This window comes from Aeromonas bestiarum, assembly GCF_028751155.1.
GTDB lineage: Bacteria > Pseudomonadota > Gammaproteobacteria > Enterobacterales > Aeromonadaceae > Aeromonas > Aeromonas bestiarum.
Genome location: NZ_CP064746.1, coordinates 140,001 through 159,869, shown reverse-complemented (window position 1 = coordinate 159,869; position 19,869 = coordinate 140,001). Strand labels below are relative to the sequence as shown.

Annotated in this window: 12 protein-coding genes, 2 tRNA genes and 3 rRNA genes (1 of these 17 cut by a window edge); 3 read left to right on the top strand and 14 right to left on the bottom strand. The window is 59.8% G+C overall.

The window, feature by feature from the left end; genetic code table 11:
• Positions 1-8: 8 nt before the first annotated feature.
• Positions 9-914, bottom strand: coding sequence for a LysR substrate-binding domain-containing protein (locus IU367_RS00725; RefSeq protein ID WP_043554608.1), 906 nt, complete (start codon positions 912-914; stop codon positions 9-11).
• A 120-nt stretch (positions 915-1,034) separates the two neighbouring features.
• Here IU367_RS00725 and IU367_RS00720 point away from each other — a divergent pair, with 120 nt between their 5' ends.
• Positions 1,035-2,162: an S-(hydroxymethyl)glutathione dehydrogenase/class III alcohol dehydrogenase gene (locus tag IU367_RS00720; RefSeq protein WP_098981066.1), complete on the top strand. Its 1,128-nt coding sequence runs from the start codon at positions 1,035-1,037 to the stop codon at positions 2,160-2,162.
• Between the two features lie 48 nt (positions 2,163-2,210).
• Positions 2,211-3,047, top strand: a complete 837-nt coding sequence (gene fghA / locus IU367_RS00715) for an S-formylglutathione hydrolase (RefSeq protein ID WP_241280474.1) — start codon at positions 2,211-2,213, stop codon at positions 3,045-3,047.
• Between the two features lie 66 nt (positions 3,048-3,113).
• Here the strand turns inward: fghA and IU367_RS00710 are convergent, their stop codons facing one another.
• The gene (locus IU367_RS00710) at positions 3,114-3,836 is read right to left on the bottom strand and encodes a head GIN domain-containing protein (RefSeq protein WP_241280473.1); all 723 of its coding nucleotides are present in this window, start codon (positions 3,834-3,836) and stop codon (positions 3,114-3,116) included.
• 358 nt (positions 3,837-4,194) lie between these two features.
• Between IU367_RS00710 and ovoA the strand changes: the two genes are divergently transcribed.
• Positions 4,195-6,345 (top strand): 5-histidylcysteine sulfoxide synthase, encoded by a 2,151-nt coding sequence (gene ovoA / locus IU367_RS00705; RefSeq protein ID WP_241280472.1) that lies wholly within the window; start codon positions 4,195-4,197, stop codon positions 6,343-6,345.
• A gap of 85 nt (positions 6,346-6,430) precedes the next feature.
• On the opposite strand, the gene IU367_RS00700 is transcribed toward ovoA, so the two are convergent.
• From IU367_RS00700 to IU367_RS00645, 12 genes are all read right to left on the bottom strand, one after another.
• Complete coding sequence (locus IU367_RS00700) at positions 6,431-7,381, bottom strand: bile acid:sodium symporter family protein (protein ID WP_274453183.1); 951 nt, start codon at positions 7,379-7,381, stop codon at positions 6,431-6,433.
• A 202-nt stretch (positions 7,382-7,583) separates the two neighbouring features.
• On the bottom strand, positions 7,584-9,047 hold the full coding sequence (locus IU367_RS00695) for an amino acid permease (RefSeq protein WP_274453182.1): 1,464 nt from the start codon (positions 9,045-9,047) through the stop codon (positions 7,584-7,586).
• A gap of 172 nt (positions 9,048-9,219) precedes the next feature.
• Positions 9,220-9,558, bottom strand: coding sequence for a tRNA-binding protein (locus IU367_RS00690; protein WP_274453180.1), 339 nt, complete (start codon positions 9,556-9,558; stop codon positions 9,220-9,222).
• Between the two features lie 96 nt (positions 9,559-9,654).
• Entirely contained in the window at positions 9,655-11,100 is a 1,446-nt protein-coding gene (locus tag IU367_RS00685) for an amino acid permease (protein WP_274453179.1), read from the bottom strand.
• A gap of 102 nt (positions 11,101-11,202) precedes the next feature.
• Complete coding sequence (locus IU367_RS00680) at positions 11,203-11,658, bottom strand: beta-galactosidase subunit beta (protein ID WP_098981074.1); 456 nt, start codon at positions 11,656-11,658, stop codon at positions 11,203-11,205.
• Complete coding sequence (gene ebgA, locus IU367_RS00675; protein WP_274453178.1) at positions 11,655-14,729, bottom strand: beta-galactosidase subunit alpha; 3,075 nt, start codon at positions 14,727-14,729, stop codon at positions 11,655-11,657. Before ebgA ends, IU367_RS00680 begins: the two co-directional genes overlap by 4 nt.
• A 320-nt stretch (positions 14,730-15,049) precedes the next feature.
• Positions 15,050-16,015 carry a transcriptional regulator EbgR gene (gene ebgR / locus IU367_RS00670; RefSeq protein ID WP_043554618.1) on the bottom strand — a complete coding sequence of 322 codons (966 nt, stop codon included), beginning with the start codon at positions 16,013-16,015 and terminating at the stop codon, positions 15,050-15,052.
• Between the two features lie 155 nt (positions 16,016-16,170).
• Positions 16,171-16,285, bottom strand: a 5S ribosomal RNA gene (rrf, locus tag IU367_RS00665).
• Positions 16,286-16,312: 27 nt separating this feature from the next.
• Positions 16,313-16,388: transfer RNA gene (locus IU367_RS00660), tRNA-Thr, on the bottom strand.
• Between the two features lie 106 nt (positions 16,389-16,494).
• A 5S ribosomal RNA gene (gene rrf / locus IU367_RS00655) occupies positions 16,495-16,609 on the bottom strand.
• Positions 16,610-16,736: 127 nt separating this feature from the next.
• Positions 16,737-19,626, bottom strand: a 23S ribosomal RNA gene (locus tag IU367_RS00650).
• 241 nt (positions 19,627-19,867) lie between these two features.
• Positions 19,868-19,869 (bottom strand) — tRNA-Ala (locus tag IU367_RS00645) (it continues 74 nt past the right edge of the window).

Sequence of the window (19,869 nt, the reverse complement as noted above, 5' to 3'; positions counted from 1 at the left end):
CCCGCCCCTCAACCAACCGGTCGCACCAGCGCGGGCTGATGGGGATCGCTGAGCCGCTCGGCCAGGTAGTCCACCAGCAGCCGCACCTTGGGGGAGAGATGGCGGTTGTGGGGGTAGAGGGCCCAGATCCCCTCCTCCGGTGCCCGCAGCTCGGGCAGCAGCTCGACAAGCTCGCCCCGCGCCAGATGGTCGCTCACGTAGTAGTCCGGCAGCTGGATGATGCCGATCCCCTTGAGCGCCGCGTCCAGCAGGGCGTGGCCGCTGTTGCACTGCAGCAGACCGTGCACCCGCACGCTGTGAGGGCGAGCGTCCAGGGTGAAGTACCAGTCGTCACTGTTACCCACCAGACAGCGGTGGCGGGTCAACTCGGAGAGGCTGTTGGGGATGCCGTGACGGGCCGTGTAGGCCGGCGAGGCGCACACATAGGGCACCCGCTGCGCCAGCTTGCGCGCCACCAGGGTCGAATCCTTGAGGTGACCGAGCCGGATCGCCAGATCGTAGCCTTCGTGCACCAGATCCAGCAGCTGGTTGGTGAGGTTGAGGGTCACCTCCAGCTGGGGGAAACGCACCATAAAGTCGTTTACCAGCGGGGCGATGCGGCTCTCACCATAGGAGACGGGCGCCGTGATCCGCAAAGACCCTTGCGGCACAGCCTGATGGCGCCCCACCGCCAGCTCCGCCTCGTAGAGGTTGTCCAGCAGCTGGCGGCAGTGGCGATAGTAGATTTCGCCAAGCTCGGTGAGCCGCACCTGACGAGTGGTGCGCAGCAGCAGCTTGGCCTGCAGCCTGTCTTCCAGCTGCGCCACCTGCCGGCTCACCTGAGCCACCGACACCCCCAGCTTGCGCGCCGCCGGGGTAAAGCCCCCCTGCTCCGCCACGCTGACAAATTCACAGATCCCTTCCCAGCCGAGCATTATTACCTGTGTGTAAAAGTGATTTGATATTTAGCCTTATTATCACCAAATCGAAGGGAAACTACACTGCATACCTGAGTTCATCTCTGTTCACCTACCGCAACAAGAAGGATGTCATTCATGGCACAGGTTCAAAGCATCAAGTGTAAAGCCGCCATCGCCTGGGGACCGGGCCAGCCCCTCTCCATCGAAGAGGTGGAGGTCATGCCACCCCAGGCCGGTGAAGTGCGAGTGCGGATCGTCGCCACCGGCGTCTGCCACACAGATGCCTTCACCCTGTCCGGTGAGGATCCGGAGGGAGTCTTTCCCTGCATCCTGGGCCATGAGGGCGGCGGCATAGTCGAATCCGTCGGCGCCGGCGTCACCAGCGTCAAGGTCGGCGATCACGTGATCCCGCTCTACACCCCGGAATGCGGCGAGTGCAAGTTCTGCAAATCCGGCAAGACCAATCTGTGCCAGAAGATCCGCGCCACCCAGGGCAAGGGGCTGATGCCGGACGGCACCACCCGCTTCTCCAAGGACGGTCAGCCCATCTATCACTACATGGGCACCTCCACCTTCAGCGAATACACGGTACTGCCCGAGATCTCCATCGCCAAGGTGGACCCGGCCGCCCCGCTGGAAGAGGTCTGCCTGCTGGGTTGCGGCGTCACCACCGGCATAGGCGCCGTGATGAACACCGCCAAGGTGAAAGAGGGTGAGAGCGTCGCCATCTTCGGGCTGGGCGGCATTGGCCTCTCCGCCGTGATCGGCGCCCGTCTGGCCAAGGCCGGCCGCATCATCGCCATCGACATCAACGAGAGCAAGTTCGAGCTGGCCCGCAAGCTGGGGGCCACCGACTGCATCAACCCGAACGACTATGACAAGCCCATCCAGGAAGTGATCGTCGAGTTGACCGATGGCGGCGTCGACTTCTCCTTCGAGTGCATCGGCAACGTCAAGGTGATGCGCGCCGCGCTGGAGTGCTGCCACAAGGGCTGGGGCGAGTCTGTCATCATAGGCGTGGCCGGCGCCGGCCAGGAGATCAGCACACGTCCGTTCCAGCTGGTCACAGGCCGGGTCTGGCGCGGCAGCGCCTTCGGCGGCGTGCGCGGTCGCAGCGAACTGCCGAGCTACGTGCAGCGCTACATGCAGGGTGAGTTCCGCCTCGATGACTTCATCACCCACACCATGCCGCTGGAGCAGATCAACGAGGCGTTCGAGCTGATGCACGAAGGCAAGAGCATCCGCACCGTCATCCACTACTGAGCATGATCACCCCGCCCGTCAGCGCGGGCGGGGTGCAGGAGTTCCTCGATGAATCTGGACATTATCAGCAGCAACAAGAGCTTCGATGGCTGGCACAAGCGCTACAGCCACAGCTCCAGCCTGCTCGGCTGCGAGATGCGCTTCGCCATCTATCTGCCGCCCCAGGCCCTCACAGGCCAGAAGGTACCCGTGCTCTACTGGCTCTCAGGCCTCACCTGCACCGATGAAAACTTCATGCAGAAGGCGGGGGCACAGCGCATCGCCGCCGAGCTCGGCATAGCCCTGGTGGCACCGGACACCAGCCCGCGTGGCGAAGACGTGGCGGACGACCCCACTTACGATCTCGGCATGGGGGCCGGCTTCTACGTCAATGCCACCCAGCATCCCTGGCGCGATCACTACCAGATGTATGACTACGTCACCCGCGAGCTGCCCGAGCTCATCGAGACCCACTTCCCGGTCTCGACCCGGCGTGCCATCAGCGGCCACTCCATGGGCGGCCACGGCGCGCTCATCGCCGCCCTGCGCGAGCCCGGTCGCTACCGCTCTGTGTCGGCCTTCAGCCCCATCAGCCACCCGAGCCGCTGCCCCTGGGGCCAGAAGGCGCTCGGCGCCTACCTCGGCAACAATCCGCTGTTGTGGCAGGAGTGGGATGCCTGCCAGCTGCTGCGCCACCATGAGGTGACGCCGCTGCCGACTTTGCTGGATGTAGGGCTGGACGACCCCTTCCTCGCCGAGCAGCTGCACATAGATGCCCTGGCCGATGCGGCCGCCAGCAAGGCCTGGCCGCTGGAGCTCAACCGCCATGCCGGCTATGACCACAGCTACTACTTTGTGGCGAGCTTCATCGAGGCACACCTGCGCTTCCACGCCCGCCACCTCTGATCGAAACAGGCCCGTCACGGGCCTGTCTCTTTTCTGCTTTCGATTGTCGGCTTGAGGCCAGCGGCATCAGCTGCCCTGGCGGGTCACGTCACCCGAGCCCGCGATCTTGCTCTCCAGCTTGGGATCACCCCAGTAGCTGACCGAACCGGATCCGGCGATGCCGACCTTGAGCCGATCCCGGGCCCGCACCTCCACATCCCCGCTGCCGGCGATATTGATCTCGACCTGATCGCTTCTGAGACCCGCTCCCAGCACATCGCCGGTGCCGGCTATGTTCAGCTCCACGGCTTTGGCCGAGCCTTCACCCAGATCCAGGCTGCCCGAGCCGGCTATGTTGCCCTCCAGTCGGTTCAGATCCAGCTTGCTGGCGACTATGTCGCCCGTGCCGGCTACCGACAGCACCAGCTGGTCACCCTTGAAGCCATGCAGATCGCCGCTGCCCGTGCCCGCCAGCGCCAGCTCATGGAGCACCGGCAGTGTGATGGTGAGCTCCAGCGGCTCAGTGGGATCGAGCCGATAGCCATCCTTCACCTCTATCTCCAGCTTGTCTTCCTTCTCGGTCAGCACCAGATAGGGCAAGAGGTTCTCCTGTCCCTTGATATGAATACCGCTCGCCTCACCCGCGACCAGATGGATACTGGCGGGCACACCAGCCAGTATCCTGGTCACCTGCCGACCCATGGCGTGCTGCTGCTCGATCACGGCCCCCGCCCCGCTCACCCGGGTATCATCCAGCCAGCTGCAACCACTGAGCCCCACGACCAGCATAATGCCCATCATCCATTTCATCGCCACTCTCCTCGTTGTGTTCTGGCCGTCTTCAGACCGTTTGGTCCTCATAGATGGCAAACCCCATGCCAAATCATCAACCGCATGATTTTCATCATCATTTAACTTTCCCATGTCAGCATCATCACTATACAGAGAGTCATTCAGACCATAATTTGGTAAAAATGACCATCCCAAAACGGGGAGATCCCGGTCAGTTGGCAGCCCTCCCGCAGGGTCGCTATGCTGACAAACCGTGGAAGTTTTTTGTTGTGGCGCCAGTCCGTTGAGCCAATAGTGATACCTTGTGCGTATAGAGCTCTCCATCGATGCATTTACCACTGTCTTGTCAGTCTTCACTGCAACAAGGAGTCAGAGCGTGACCCAAGTCAGCACCTCGTTTTACACCGCCGTCGGCCTGCCCGAGCCGACCCGCACCCCGCTGCTGACCGGCAGCGATCCCGAGCAGAAGCGCCGCGAGCTGCTGGCCTACTTCTGCCAGACCTTCGATCTCTACGACTCGCTGTTCGATTGTCTGGCCGATGAGCGCGCCTGGTTCAACAAGGCGATCCCGCTGCGCCATCCGCTGATCTTCTACTACGGCCACACGGCCGCCTTCTTCATCAACAAGCTGCTGGCGGCCCGCCTCATCGACAGTCGCCTCGACGCCCGCATCGAGGCCATGGTCGCCATCGGGGTGGACGAGATGAGCTGGGACGATCTCGACGAGACCCACTACGACTGGCCCGCCGTCGCCGAGCTGCGCGACTACCGCGCACAGGTGCGCGCCCTGGTGGTCGACTTCATCGAGCGGATGCCGCTGACCCTGCCCATCGACTGGCAGAGCCCGGCCTGGGTCATATTGATGGGGATAGAGCACGAGCGCATCCACCTCGAGACCTCCAGCGTGCTGATCCGCCAGCTGCCGCTGGCCTGGGTACGGCCCCGCCCCTATTGGCCCGCCTGCCCCCAGGTACGCCATCAGATGGCGGACGTGCCTGCCAACAGCCTGCTGCCGGTGGCAGGGGGTCAGGTGCACCTCGGCAAGCAGGATGCTACCTATGGCTGGGACAACGAATATGGCGAGCGCCACATCGACGTCACCCCCTTTCAGGCCAGCCGCATGCTGGTCAGCAATGCCGAGTATTTCGCCTTCGTGCAGGCGGGGGGGTATGAGCAGCAGCAGTGGTGGGATGAAGAGGGCTGGGGCTGGTGCCAGTATGCCAGGGCGCGCATGCCCACCTTCTGGGTCGGCGATCCCAGCGAACCCGAGCAACTGCAACTGCGGCTGATGACGGAGCGGGTGGCCATGCCCTGGGATTGGCCCGCCGAGGTCAATCAGCTGGAGGCCGCCGCCTTCTGTCGCTGGAAAGCGGCCCAGACCGGGCTGCCCATCCAGCTGCCGAGCGAGGGGGAGTGGGCGCTGCTGCGCGATCAGCTGGCGGGGGATCAGCCGGACTGGGTTGAGGCACCAGGCAACCTCAATCTGGCCCGCTTCGCCTCCTCCTGCCCGGTGGACGCCTTCCCCCAGGGCAGCTTCTTCGATCTGGTGGGCAACGTCTGGCAGTGGACCAGCACAGCCATCGACGGCTTCGAGGGATTCAAGGTGCATCCGCTCTACGATGACTTCTCCACCCCTACCTTCGATGGCAAGCACACCCTCATCAAGGGCGGCAGCTGGGCAAGCACGGGCAACGAGGCCCTCAAGTCATCCCGCTATGCCTTTCGCCGCCACTTCTTCCAGCATGCGGGCTTCCGCTATCTGGTCTCCCGCTATCAGGAACCCGTTATCGTGAATCCTTATGAAACCGACACGCTCGTCGCACAATACCTCGACTTCCAGTACGGTCCGGCCCACTTCGGCGTGGCCAACTACGCCAAGACCCTGGCCGACCTGGCCAGCGAGCTGTGTGGCAACCACCAGCGGGCGCTGGACATAGGCTGCGCCACAGGTCGCGCCAGCTTCGAACTGGCCCGTCACTTCCAGCATGTGGACGGAGTGGACTACTCGGCCCGCTTCATCGACGTTGCACTCGCCCTCGCCAGCCAGGATAGCTTCCGCTATGCCGTGCCACTGGAGGGAGATCTGGTGGAGTATTGCGAGGCGCGGCTGTCGAGCCAGGATCTCGGCGCCGAGCAGGCCGGGCGCGTCCACTTCAGCCAGGGGGATGCCTGCAACCTCAAGCCCAGGTACGGCGACTACGATCTGGTGCTCGCCGCCAACCTGATCGACCGGCTGCGCGAACCGGCCCGCTTCCTGCGGGACATTGCTCCCAGACTGCGCAGCGGCGGCCTGCTGGTGCTCACCAGCCCCTACACCTGGTTGACCGACTACACCCCAAAGGCCAACTGGCTCGGCGGCATCCGTGAAAATGGCGAGGCCCTCAGCACCTATCAGGCGCTGCAACGGCTGCTGGCGGAGGAGTTCGAGGAGCACTGCCCGCCCAGGGACGTGCCCTTCGTGATCCGCGAAACCGCCCGCAAGTATCAGCACACCCTGGCCCAGCTCACCGTCTGGCGTAAGCGCTAGAGAGCGGCGACGGCACGGGCCGTGAAAATAAAAAAGGAGGCCTGTCGGCCTCCTTTTTTTCATTGTGGCGCGCACCCGGCTGGGCTCAGGTCCCCTGCTCGTGATAGCGGCGGGCCAGCACGGTGCAGACCATCAGCTGGATCTGGTGGAAGATCATCAGCGGCAGCACCATGACACCGACGCTGGCGGCCGGGAACATGACGTTGGCCATGGGCACACCATTGGCGAGACTCTTCTTGGAGCCGCAGAAGACTATGGTGATCTCGTCCGCCCTGTTGAAGCCGAGCCGGCGACTGATCCAGACGTTCCAACCCAGCACCAGCGCCAGCAACACGCAGCTCAGCAGCACTATGCTGGCGAGATCGTACCAACCGACTTGATGCCAGATCCCCTGCACCACGGCCTCGCTGAAGGCCACATAGACCACCAGCAGGATGGAACTCTGATCCAGCTTGCCGATCAGCGGGCGATGGCTGTCGACCCAGCGGCCGATCAAGGGCCGCGACAGATGACCCACCACGAACGGCAGCATCAGTTGCACCATGATGGCCTGGATGGAGTGCCAGGTGTCGACCCCCTCCCCCTGTACATTGATCATCAGCCCCACCAGCACGGGGGAGAGGAAGATACCGAGGATGCTGGAGGCAGAGGCGCTGCACACAGCCGCCGACACATTGCCGCCAGCCATGGAGGTGAAGGCGATGGCCGACTGCACTGTGGCGGGCAAGGCGCACAGATAGAGGAAACCGAGATAGATGGCCGGGCTCAGCCATTGCGGCACCAGCGGGGTAAGCAGCAGCCCCAGCAGCGGGAACAGCAGGAAGGTGCTGGCCATCACCACCAGATGCAGCCGCCAGTGACCCAGCCCCGCCAGCAGGTTCTGGCGCGACAGCTTGGCGCCGTGCATGAAGAAGAGCAGTGCCACCGCCAGCTTGGTCAGCAACGCGAACCAGACGGCAACCTGCCCCTCGCAGGGAAAGAGGGAGGCCAGGGTGACCACCAGAATAAGCACACAGGTAAAGGGATCCAGACGCACGAGCGGTCTCCATCGGAAGCAGATCCCGCCCTCATCAAAGAGGCCGGGTTCAGGGACGACAAGAAACACAACAGGAGGTGTCTGGCACCTCCCGTTGAAACGAATCCCCAGCTTACCCCTATATGCGGGAGGCGCAAAGTTGAGCGGCCCCTCGCAGCGTGCAGGAAATTAAACAACCAGGGCTGACGGCCAGCCCTGTGATTCAGCGCTGCTTGGCCAGCTTGGCGCCGTCTTCCAGCTTGCCGTTGCCGGTTTTCTTGTCATTACCACCAAGCTTGCGGGCCTGGCGCTTCTCGAAGCGGGAGATCCACCAGTAGGCCAGCGCCGAGAACACCGCCGTCATGAAGACGTTGATGAAGAAGGCGCGTACCAGATCCACCCCGCTCGGGAAGGCGGAGGCGCTCATGCTCACCACGAAGATGAGGATGAGCACGGACACCACGGCCATGCCGAAGGTGCGTGAGCCCATGCGGAACTCCCGCGGGGTGTCGTCGTGTTTCCAGCGGAACACGAAGTAGGCCACCATGATGAAGATGGGCGGCAGCATGGCGGTACCGGCGGTGAGGTTGATCGCGGTGTTCATCATCTGCTGCACCGACTCGGAGCCGAAGCCGTTCACCACCAGCATCACGAACACGAACGCAAACTGCCACCAGGCGGCGCGCACCGGCACTCCGTGCTCGTTGAGCTGGGTAGTCTTCTCGCCGTACACCCCCTGCGGGATCTCGGAGAAGTGGATCTTCACCGGGGCCGAGGTCCACATCATCATGGAGCCGAACATGGCGATGAAGAGCACAACCCCGACCGCGCGGCCGACCAGCGCCTCGGACAGTTGGAAGTACTGGGCCATGCCGGTGAAGATCTCCACCATGCCGCCGGCATAGGTGAGGCTTTCCCGCGGCACGAACACGTTCACCAGCAGGGAACCCAGCGCATACATGGCACCTATGACGATACCGGCCGTGATGATCACCCTGATGAAGGACTTCTGACCACCTTTCACGTCATTGAGATAGGCCGCCGCCGTCTCGGCGCCACCGGCCGCCTGGAAGATCCAGCACATGATACCCAGCGTCGCCCAGTTGACTGTAGGTGTCATGGCTTCCAGCGTGATGGGCTGGGCCGCCACATGATCTCCACTCAGTGCCATCAGGGCACCCAGCACATAGATGGCGAACAGCGCGAACACCCCGTAGGCCACCAGTTCGGCAATCTTGCCGAGCCAGGTCGCCCCCTTGGTGGAGATATGGGTTGCCGCCGCGAACAGCGCTATGGAGATGATCGAGGTCACCATGGGGGAGAAGCTGTATTCATACCCCAGCATGGCGTAGGAGGCGTAGGCGATGACGTTGGGCAGCAGGGAGACGAACCAGAACAAGTTCACGAACCAGTAGAGGAAGGAGCCCAGATAGGCCATTCGGGTGCCGAGCGGCTTCTTGAGCCAGTCATACATGCCCGATTCGGAGTTCTTGTTGGCCGAGACGAACTCGGAAATGATGAACACGAAGGGGATGAAATAGACCAGCGTGGCCAGCAGGAAGATGGGCGCCGAACTGAGCCCAAGTTCTATGTTGTTGTTGACTATGTTGCGCACGTTGAACACGGCGGCAAAGGTCATCGACAACAGGGCAAACTTGCCTATGGTGCCGCGTACGGAATCAGACATATGTCCTCCAATGGAATAACGCCGCTTCACCAGCTGACGCTTTGACTCTGAATGTGTTCGGCACAGGCCTAATGGCCCGGCCAGAGATTTTCTTGTTATGGTCGGGCCGCTCAAGCGACCTCGCTGGCAAACCGCTGCGGCCCAACCGCACCGGCACTCAATCAGGGATCGCTCAGACGATCGGGGTACCCGGCGCCATGGGCACGCGAGGCTGCAGCAGCACGCTCTGGCTCTCGTCCGGCGTCTCGGCGCAGAGCAGCATGCACTCGGAGCGCTCGCCGCGCATCCTGGTCGGCTTGAGGTTGGTCAGCACCACCACCTGGCTGCCCAGCAGCTCATCTTCGCTGTAGTGGGGCACCAGGCTGGTGACGGTCTGCAGCAGCCGCTCGCCGCCCACGTCGATCTGGACGATATAGAGTTTGTCGGCCCCTGGATGGCGCACCACCGCCAGTACCTTGCCCACCTTCATCTCGACCCGCTTGAATTCGGCAAACTCGATCGTCTCGCTCATTCCATTCTCCTTCTGTTCTGTGGTTCAACCGGTCACGGGTGGCCGCCGCCACCCGCTTTCTCTCTCTTGGCCACTCGGGCCGGCTTGCGCTGGGGATCAGGAGGCCTGGATGGACACCTGAGCGGCCGGCAGGGCCTCTTTCGCGCGCGCTTCGTCGCTCAGGGAGGCTTCGTATCTGTTGTATTTCCACCAGGCGAAGCCCAGGAAGATCACTATCCCGCCCACGTTGTAGAAGACGATGGTCACTATGTCGGCACCGGTCGGGAAGGTGGAGGCCAAGAAGCCCACCGAGAAGATGGCGATCAGCACCGAGACCACGGCGATCCCCGTGGTGCGCGAGCCCATCTTGAACTCCCGTGGCAGGTGTTCCAGCTTCAGACGCAGATTGAGGTAGGCCAGCATGATGAACAGCGGCGGCAGCATGGAGGCGGCCGCCGTCATGTTGATGACGGTGTTCATCAGATCCTGCGCGGTGTTGGAGCCCAGGGTCGGGATCAGCATCAGGGGCAGCACTATCAGGTACTGGATCCAGGCAGCGCGGGCGGGCACGCCGTTCTCGTTCAGCTCGACCGTCTTCTTGCCGAAGATGCCGGCCGGGATCTCGGAGAAGAAGATCTTCACCGGGGTGGCGGTCCACATCAGCAGGGAGCCGAACATGGCGGTAAAGGAGACCAGCCCCACGAAGCGGTTCATCAAGATGGCGGGCAGACCAAAGTAGGACGCCAGCCCTTCGAATACCTGCACCGAGCCGCCGGTATATTTCAGGGTGCCGCTCGGCACGAACACGTTGATCAGCAGTGAGGCGATGGAGTAGAGCACGCCGATGAAGATCCCGGCGATGATGATCACCTTCACGAACGACTTGGATCCGCCCTTGACGTCATTCACGTAGACGGCCACCGATTCCGCGCCACCGGCTGCCATAAAGATCCAGGTGGTGATCCCCAGGAAGGCCCAGCTGAAATCGGGGATCATGGCCTCTACCGTGATGGGATCGGCCGGTTGCACGCCGCCGATCAGGGCCGCCCCTGCCAGCAAGATGTAGGAGAGGGTGAGCAGCAGCATCAGGGACGAGGTCACCGAGGTGATGGGGCCGAGCATCTTGGCGCCATTGGTGGAGACGTAGGTCGCAAAGGCGAACAGGATCATGCTCAGGCCAGTGGTGGCCAGCGGGGTGAGTATGTATTCGTAGCCCAGGAAGGCATAGGAGGCGTAGGCGATCACCCGCGGCAGCAGCGAGGTGAAGAAGAAGAGGTTCACGAACCAGTAGGTGTAGGCGGAGATGAAGGCCCAGCGACCGCCGAGGGAGCTCTTCACCCAGGCATAGACGCCCGCTTCGGAGTTCTTATTCAGTGACACGAATTCCGCGATGATGAGGCAAAACGGAATGAAGTAAAAAATGGTGGCCAGAAAGAACATAGGGGCCGAGGCCAGACCGATCTCGATGTTGTTGTTGATGACGTTGTTGAAGCTGAATACCGCCGCGAAAGTGAGCGACAGCAGACCAAACTTGCCTATCGTATTGCGTTTGGAATCAGACATGGTGCATCTCCAGACCTGTAGTTATTGCTGCGAAAGGGCGGGGCATGATTTGTAGGGTGAACCCCGCCCTTCCGGCTTTGTCAGTGCAAAAACAGCGGCTTGTTATTTGTTTTTGAAGTAGCCGCCTTCGACCGTGACCTTGATGATCAGCTTGCGCACCGGCGCATCGCCGGCGAAGCGATAGGCCTCATGGTTCTCGAAGATCACCAGCTGGCCATTGCCGACCTTCTGGCGCTCTCGCACCTCGCCGGCCAGCCACTCGCGGTCGCTGGTGTCGTCATAGGCCGATTCCGTCTGCAGGCCGTGCTTCTCGGCCCACTCCACCGTCTCTTCCCCTTCCAGGTAGTAGTGGATATCGAAGTAGCGGCGTTGCCCCTCAAACAGAGAGGTGGCCGGGCTGGCCCCCTCCTGCAAGCGGTAGGTGAGGGAGTCACCGATGGAGTGACAGATGCCGGGCTTGAGGTTTGGCAGGTTGTCGATGGCCTCCACGCAGCGGCCCCACTTCTTGCCCTCCCGGTAGATGTTTTTGAACAGGGTCAGGTTGTCCAGGGTGATCATGCGAGGTTCCTCCCGCCGTTGATGGTGAGATCGATCCCGGCCATCGCAGCCGGATTGAGGTTGCCACGGGCGATGGGCAGCAGGGTCAGGCCGAAGCTGAACGGTTCGAAACGCACCCGCCAGGAGTCCAGCACCTCTGAGCCCCAGGAGTTGGAGCCCAGCCCCAGCACCTTGTGATCCAGATTGAGGGTGAGATAACCGCTCGGCTCCAGCTCATTGATGTGCTGGGCGGCGTGGATATGCTCCCAGCTGTAGGGCCAGACGCTCAGGTTGATGGGGGCATCAGGCCGCACATAGAGACCGGCGCCGTGGCGGTTGGTCAGGGTCGCCCAGCGCACCTGCTGGCGGTTGCCGTTGTCCTGCGGGAAGGGGTAGTGCTCCCACATCTCGGCCACCGTGCTCTGGAAACTGTCGATCCAGTTGCTCTGGCGGCTGTCCTGATAGTTCTCGCCCGGCCCCATGCCAAGGTAGTGCACCCGGTCTAGATCCTGGCGAATACCCAGCTCGAAGCCGATCTTGGGGATGATGTCGTCATAACCGCCGTAGGGCTGACCGGACAGTGCCACGTGCAGCTGACCGTTCGGGCTCAGGGTGTAGACGTAGCGGCAGCGCATACCGAAGTCGAACACTGGCGGCGCTATCAGGCTCTCCACCGTCACCTCGACCGCCTCCCCCAGCTGGCGCCAGCTCAGAGTACGGAAGTGCTCCTGCATGATCTGCAGGTGGTTGGGGTGCCACAGGCTCTCGTACTCCTGCTTGTGGTTGTCGATCATCGGCTTGAAGAAGGTGAGGCGTGGCGAGCGTTCGACAAGCTCATTACCATCCTGCTGCCAGCTCACCAGCTTGCCGTCGAGGCGCGAGAAGCGCAGGGCAAAGCCGCTGCCGCTCAGGGTCAAGTCGAGCCGCTCGTCGACAATCTGCAGCGCCGTGGCGTTGGGATTGGCAAAGGGCTGCAGCTGGCGAGTCGACTCTTTCAGCTGGAACTGGTACTGGCCCAGCTCGTGCTCCGCCGCGCTATGGCGGGTGGCGGTGGCCTTGATGACTCGCAGCTGGACGAAGGTTTCCCGCCCATCGAGCGTGGGCAGCTCAAACTGCAGTTCTGTGGTGGCACCGGGGGCAATACCTTCCAGACGAATTTGCTGGCTGGCCAGCAACTCGCCCTCGGCCTTCACTTCGACCAGCAGGCGGATGTCGTCGAGATTGGAGAACCAGTAGCGGTTTTCCACCGCCAGCTTGCCACTCGCCAGATCCAGCGCGCGCACCTTGACCGGGCAGATCACCTGCTTGTATTCGCGCAGGCCCGGCCCAGGGGTCTGATCCGGATAGATGAGCCCATCCATACAGAAGTTGTAGTTGTTGGGGTAGTCGCCGTAGTCACCGCCGTACTTGTAGACGGGTCGGCCCTGCTCGTCCTGATCCAGAATGCCGTGATCGCACCACTCCCAGATGTAGTGGCCCTGGATATGGGGATGGCGGTCGAACACCTGCTGGTATTCGCTGAGGCCACCCGGGCCGTTGCCCATGGCGTGGGCGTATTCGCAGAGGATGCGCGGCTTGGCCATAGGGAACTCGCCGAAGCAGTTCATCTGGGAGACGCGCGAATACATTGTGCTGACCACGTCCACCACCTCGGCATCGCGATCCTCCTCGTAGTGCACCAGCCGGGTCGGGTCTATCGCCTTGCAGCGCTGGTACATGGCCCTGATGTTGCAGCCGTAGCCGGACTCGTTGCCCAGCGACCAGATGATGATGGAGGGGTGGTTCTTCTGGGCGTGAACGTGGCGTTCGATGCGATCCACAAACACCGGCTCCCAGAAAGGGTCGTCCGTGATGCGGCTGAGATCGCCGACGTTGGCGAAGCCGTGGGTCTCCACGTCGGTCTCCGCCATCACGAACAGGCCGTACTGATCGCACAGCTCATAGAAGCGCGGGTCGTTCGGGTAGTGGGCCGTGCGCACCGAGTTGAGGTTGTGCTGCTTCATCAGCACCAGGTCGCGCTCCACCCTATCCATGCCGACCGCACGACTCTTGAGGTGGTCGTTGTCGTGGCGGTTCACCCCGTGCAGCTTGAGGTACTGGCCGTTGACATAAAACAGACCATCTTTGACCTTGATTTCACGCACCCCGACCCGCTGCGGGATCACTTCCAGCAGTTCGCCCTGACCGTTGTAGAGGGAGAGCATCAGCTGATAGAGATAAGGGTCTTCGGCGTTCCATAGATGGGGGTTGGCCAGATCCAGCGTGAAGCGACAGTCAAGCTTGCCGTCGATGGCGAGATTGTCGAGAGAGCCGCTGGCGATCTCGCTGCCCTGATCCAGCAGGGACCAGACCAGACGGTGATCACGGGCCGACGCCCCCAGATTTTCCAGCTGGATGTCGCAGCTCAGGGTGGCGCCTTGATTGTCGTCGGCCAGCGCGGTGCGGATGAAAAAGTCCTGCACGTGGGCAGCCGGTTTGCCCACCAGATAGACGTCGCGGAAGATGCCCGCCATCCACCACATGTCCTGATCTTCGATATAGGTGGAATCGGCCCACTGCATCACCCGTACCGAGAGCAGGTTCTCGCCGGTTTGGGCATAGGCGCTGATATCGAACTCGGCGGTAAGGCGGCTCCCCTTGCTGAAGCCCACATAGTGGCCGTTCACATAGACCTCGAAGTAGGTCTCCACCCCGTCAAACTTGATGATCACCTGCTCGCCGTCCCAGGCCGGGCTCAGCACGAAGCTGCGCTGATAGGCGCCGGTGGGGTTGTTGCTCGGCACGAAGGGCACGTCTATGGGAAAGGGAAAGCCCTCATCCGTGTATTGCAGGTTGCCGTGCCCTTCCATCTGCCACATGTTGGGCACTGTGATCTGGCCCCACTCGCTCATGGGGCTGTGATAGAAGGCCTCCGGCACCTGCAATGGGTGCTCGAAGTAGTTGAACTGCCACTGGCCGCTCAAGGAGAGAAAGCGGCGGCTCAGCTCGCGCTGCATGGTGGCCGCCAGCGCGTGGTCGGCATAAGAGAAGAAGTAGGCGCGCGGGGCCAGCCTGTTTTCACCAACGAATTGAACGTTTTCCCAGTTATTCACATGTCCTCCCGGAACAAGGCAACTTTGACTGGGTAAACTCTAGATAAACATTTACTAAATATCAGGTAATGATCGGTAAAGTTTTAACCCCATCACACAAGATGGCTGGATTTGTGAGCGAGATCAGAAGCCGGAACTAAAGGAGAGGTTTGTCTGCCTGGGTGGCATGGATGTTGATTCTCATAAGAGATAAAACAATAATATTGTTGTATAACAATATATTAAGTATTTATTAAGAGTGGAGATGTCTATCCGGGATAAAGAGAGTCGCCGCACCATGTCAGAATGGTGCGGCTAAAAACCAATGAGTTTTACTAAAACTACCGGGTGGTACCACGCAGGGTCAGTCGGCTGGGGACCAGTACCCGCAGCGGGACCTCACGTTCGTCGCGAAGCCGTTCTACCAGCAGATTGACCCCCTGGGAGCCCATCAACTCGGAGTGGATCCGCACGGTGGAGAGCGGCGGGAAGGTGAATTTGGCGGTCGGAATATCGTTGACGCTGATGAGCTCGATCTGCTGGGGAATGGCCAACCCCTTCTCGTGGATGGCTCGCAGCACACCGATGGCGATGGAGTCGGAGGCAACAAACAAGGCCTTGGGCCAATCCCCCGCCAGCATCTCCTTCGCCAGTCGATAGCCGGAGGCACTGGAGAAGTCCCCGCGATAGAGATCATTCTCCTGCACCACTCCCAGCCGCTGACCGTAGTCGAGGAAGGCCAGCTCACGCAGATCCGGCGCCTCATCCTGACCACCTATGTAACCGATGCGGCCGTGTCCCTGGGCAATGAAGAAATCCACCACCTGCTGGCTGATCAGCGCCAGATCCACGTCCACCGAGTCGAACTCCCCCTGGGAGCGACAGTCCACGAACACCAGCTGGGCAGAGAGGGAATAGAGTGCGGCAAGCCGCTCAGGTGGCAGATGGCCGATAACCAGAATACCGTCGACGGCGGAGAGCTCACGCCCCTCGGCACCGTTGTAAAAATGGGTAAGCTCGATATTGAGGCGGGCACACTGGGTCTCGATGCCATAGCGAATGGCGAGATAGTAGGGGTCGTTGACCTCGGTGCTCTGCGGGTAGGCATAGACAGCCAGAAAGTGCAGCTTGCTCTTGTGCACCCCTTTGCGAGCCGTGCTGGTCTTGTATTCCAGCCGCTCGGCAATCTCGAAGATCTTCTGCCTGGTCTCTTCCTTGACGCTCAGCGTCGGGTCTTCATTGAGCACCCGTGACACAGTCGCCTGGGAAACCCCCGCCTCCTGCGCAATTTCCTTCAACGTGGCCATGCATACTCCTCTGGCGATGACTCCCGACAATACCAGACCAAGAGTAACGGGCAACGTGCTGACATCCCAGCATTTTTACTAAAAGAAACCCATGGTGGGAGGAAAAATTCCAAAGCAAAAAGGCCTCCCGAATGGGAGGCCTCTTCTAAATAGGAGCCTGACAGTGTCCTACTCTCGCATGGCGAATGCCACACTACCATCGGCGCTACCGCGTTTCACTTCTGAGTTCGGCATGGGATCAGGTGGTTCCACGGCGCTATTGCCGTCAGGCAAAAAGCGTTAAAACTAACTTAAAACTGGTGCTGATACCCAGAGTCGAACTGGGGACCTCATCCTTACCAAGGATGCGCTCTACCAACTGAGCCATATCAGCACACTAACCGGTAAAGACCGCACTGCGTGCGTTATCTAAATCTTCTGTCCAACACAACCTGACGTTGTGTCGCGACCAACCACATCGCTGTAGTTGCTTAATTGAAGCCTGGCAGTGTCCTACTCTCGCATGGCGAATGCCACACTACCATCGGCGCTACCGCGTTTCACTTCTGAGTTCGGCATGGGATCAGGTGGTTCCACGGCGCTATGGCCGCCAGGCAAATAACTTCAATCTCGGAAAGCTGACGTGAGTAACGACTGATTGGCTATTGCCTGGTCGTTATCACTGAATTAGGTAAGTAGTCTCGCACTTGCTACAAGTCTCAGAACACTTCTTGGGTGTTGTATGGTTAAGCCTCACGGGTAATTAGTATGGGTTAGCTCAACACGTCGCCGCGCTTACACACCCCACCTATCAACGTTGTGGTCTCCAACGGCCCTTTAGGACCCTCAAGGGGTCAGGGATGACTCATCTCAGGGCTCGCTTCCCGCTTAGATGCTTTCAGCGGTTATCGATTCCGAACTTAGCTACCGGGCAGTGCCACTGGCGTGACAACCCGAACACCAGAGGTTCGTTCACTCCGGTCCTCTCGTACTAGGAGCAACTCCCTTCAATCATCCAACGCCCACGGCAGATAGGGACCGAACTGTCTCACGACGTTCTGAACCCAGCTCGCGTACCACTTTAAATGGCGAACAGCCATACCCTTGGGACCGACTTCAGCCCCAGGATGTGATGAGCCGACATCGAGGTGCCAAACACCGCCGTCGATATGAACTCTTGGGCGGTATCAGCCTGTTATCCCCGGAGTACCTTTTATCCGTTGAGCGATGGCCCTTCCATTCAGAACCACCGGATCACTATGACCTACTTTCGTACCTGCTCGACCTGTCCGTCTCGCAGTTAAGCTGGCTTATGCCATTGCACTAACCTCCTGATGTCCGACCAGGATTAGCCAACCTTCGTGCTCCTCCGTTACTCTTTGGGAGGAGACCGCCCCAGTCAAACTACCCACCAGGCACTGTCCGCGATCCCGATTCAGGGACCTGCGTTAGAACATCAAACATACAAGGGTGGTATTTCAAGGACGGCTCCAGCGCAACTGGCGTCACGCCTTCAAAGCCTCCCACCTATCCTACACATGTAGGTTCAATGTTCAGTGCCAAGCTGTAGTAAAGGTTCACGGGGTCTTTCCGTCTAGCCGCGGGTACACCGCATCTTCACGGCGAATTCGATTTCACTGAGTCTCGGGTGGAGACAGCATGGCCATGGTTACACCATTCGTGCAGGTCGGAACTTACCCGACAAGGAATTTCGCTACCTTAGGACCGTTATAGTTACGGCCGCCGTTTACCGGGGCTTCGATCAAGAGCTTCGCTTGCGCTAACCCCATCAATTAACCTTCCGGCACCGGGCAGGTGTCACACCCTATACGTCCACTTTCGTGTTTGCAGAGTGCTGTGTTTTTGATAAACAGTCCCAGCCATCTGGTCACTGCGACTCCCAACTGCTCCATCCGCAAGGGACTTCACTGTCAAGAGCGAACCTTCTCCCGAAGTTACGGTTCTATTTTGCCTAGTTCCTTCACCCGAGTTCTCTCAAGCGCCTTGGTATTCTCTACCCGACCACCTGTGTCGGTTTGGGGTACGATGACTTGTAATCTGAAGCTTAGAGGCTTTTCCTGGAAGCAGGGCATCAATGGCTTCACCACCGTAGTGGCTTCGTCTCGTGTCTCAGTGTTGTGTCTCCGGATTTGCCTAGAAACACCACCTACGCACTTTCACCAGGACAACCGTCGCCTGGCCCACCTAGCCTTCTCCGTCCCCCCATCGCAATTACAAGTCGTGCAGGAATATTAACCTGCTTCCCATCGATTACGCCTTTCGGCCTCACCTTAGGGGTCGACTCACCCTGCCCCGATTAACGTTGGACAGGAACCCTTGGTCTTCCGGCGAGGAGGCTTTTCACCCCCTTTATCGTTACTTACGTCAGCATTCGCACTTCTGATATCTCCAGCATACCTCTCGATACACCTTCGCAGACTTACAGAACGCTCCCCTACCACTCACACATAAGTGTGAATCCGCGGCTTCGGTGCCTGGTTTGAGCCCCGTTACATCTTCCGCGCAGGCCGACTCGACTAGTGAGCTATTACGCTTTCTTTAAATGATGGCTGCTTCTAAGCCAACATCCTAGCTGTCTGAGCCTTCCCACATCGTTTCCCACTTAACCAGAACTTTGGGACCTTAGCCGGCGGTCTGGGTTGTTTCCCTCTTCACGACGGACGTTAGCACCCGCCGTGTGTCTCCCGGATATTACTTACTGGTATTCGGAGTTTGCATGGAGTTGGTAAGTCGGGATGACCCCCTAGTCCAAACAGTGCTCTACCCCCAGTAGTATTCGTCCGAGGCGCTACCTAAATAGCTTTCGGGGAGAACCAGCTATCTCCGAGTTTGATTGGCCTTTCACCCCCAGCCACAGGTCATCCCCTAACTTTGCAACGTTAGTGGGTTCGGTCCTCCAGTTGATGTTACTCAACCTTCAACCTGCCCATGGCTAGATCACCCGGTTTCGGGTCTACACCTTGCAACTAGACGCCCAGTTAAGACTCGGTTTCCCTACGGCTCCCCTATACGGTTAACCTCGCTACAAAATGTAAGTCGCTGACCCATTATACAAAAGGTACGCAGTCACCCCGAAGGGCTCCCACTGCTTGTACGTACACGGTTTCAGGTTCTATTTCACTCCCCTCACAGGGGTTCTTTTCGCCTTTCCCTCACGGTACTGGTTCACTATCGGTCAGTCAGGAGTATTTAGCCTTGGAGGATGGTCCCCCCATATTCAGACAGGATGTCACGTGTCCCGCCCTACTCGATTTCACTTCAAGGTCGTTTTCATGTACGGGGCTATCACCCTGTATCGCTGGCCTTTCCAGGACCATTCCACTAACTTCCAAGAAACTTAAGGGCTAATCCCCGTTCGCTCGCCGCTACTGAGGGAATCTCGGTTGATTTCTTTTCCTCGGGGTACTTAGATGTTTCAGTTCTCCCGGTTCGCCTCTATTACCTATGTATTCAGTAATAGATACCCAGCTTATGCTGGGTGGGTTTCCCCATTCGGAAATCTGTGAGTAATAGCGTCTCTTACCGACTTCTCACAGCTTATCGCAGGTTAGTACGTCCTTCATCGCCTCTGACTGCCAAGGCATCCACCATGTACGCTTAGTCACTTAACCATACAACCCCAAGAAGTGTCGTCGAAACGACGCGACTTGTTGTCGTACAACAAGGACCAAAATAAATTTTGGTTTTCGCCAAGAAGTTTCCAAAGCACTTGTAACAAATGTTTGAGAACTACTTTTTAAATCAGCTTTCCAGATTGTTAAAGAGCAAACTTCATAAAGAAGTCAAAGACATAGATTGAACATCAGGGCTCAATGCATGGCTTTTGCTTCTCGCAAAATACAGTACCGATTATG

Coding starts and splice junctions, on each gene's coding strand:
- IU367_RS00720 (WP_098981066.1), top strand. CDS start 1,035: ATGGCACAGGTTCAAAGCATCAAGTGTAAAGCCGCCATCGCCTGGGGA.
- ebgR (WP_043554618.1), bottom strand. CDS start 16,015: ATGGCCACGTTGAAGGAAATTGCGCAGGAGGCGGGGGTTTCCCAGGCG.
- IU367_RS00695 (WP_274453182.1), bottom strand. CDS start 9,047: ATGTCTGATTCCGTACGCGGCACCATAGGCAAGTTTGCCCTGTTGTCG.
- IU367_RS00690 (WP_274453180.1), bottom strand. CDS start 9,558: ATGAGCGAGACGATCGAGTTTGCCGAATTCAAGCGGGTCGAGATGAAG.
- IU367_RS00710 (WP_241280473.1), bottom strand. CDS start 3,836: ATGAAATGGATGATGGGCATTATGCTGGTCGTGGGGCTCAGTGGTTGC.
- fghA (WP_241280474.1), top strand. CDS start 2,211: ATGAATCTGGACATTATCAGCAGCAACAAGAGCTTCGATGGCTGGCAC.
- IU367_RS00680 (WP_098981074.1), bottom strand. CDS start 11,658: ATGATCACCCTGGACAACCTGACCCTGTTCAAAAACATCTACCGGGAG.
- IU367_RS00725 (WP_043554608.1), bottom strand. CDS start 914: ATGCTCGGCTGGGAAGGGATCTGTGAATTTGTCAGCGTGGCGGAGCAG.
- IU367_RS00685 (WP_274453179.1), bottom strand. CDS start 11,100: ATGTCTGATTCCAAACGCAATACGATAGGCAAGTTTGGTCTGCTGTCG.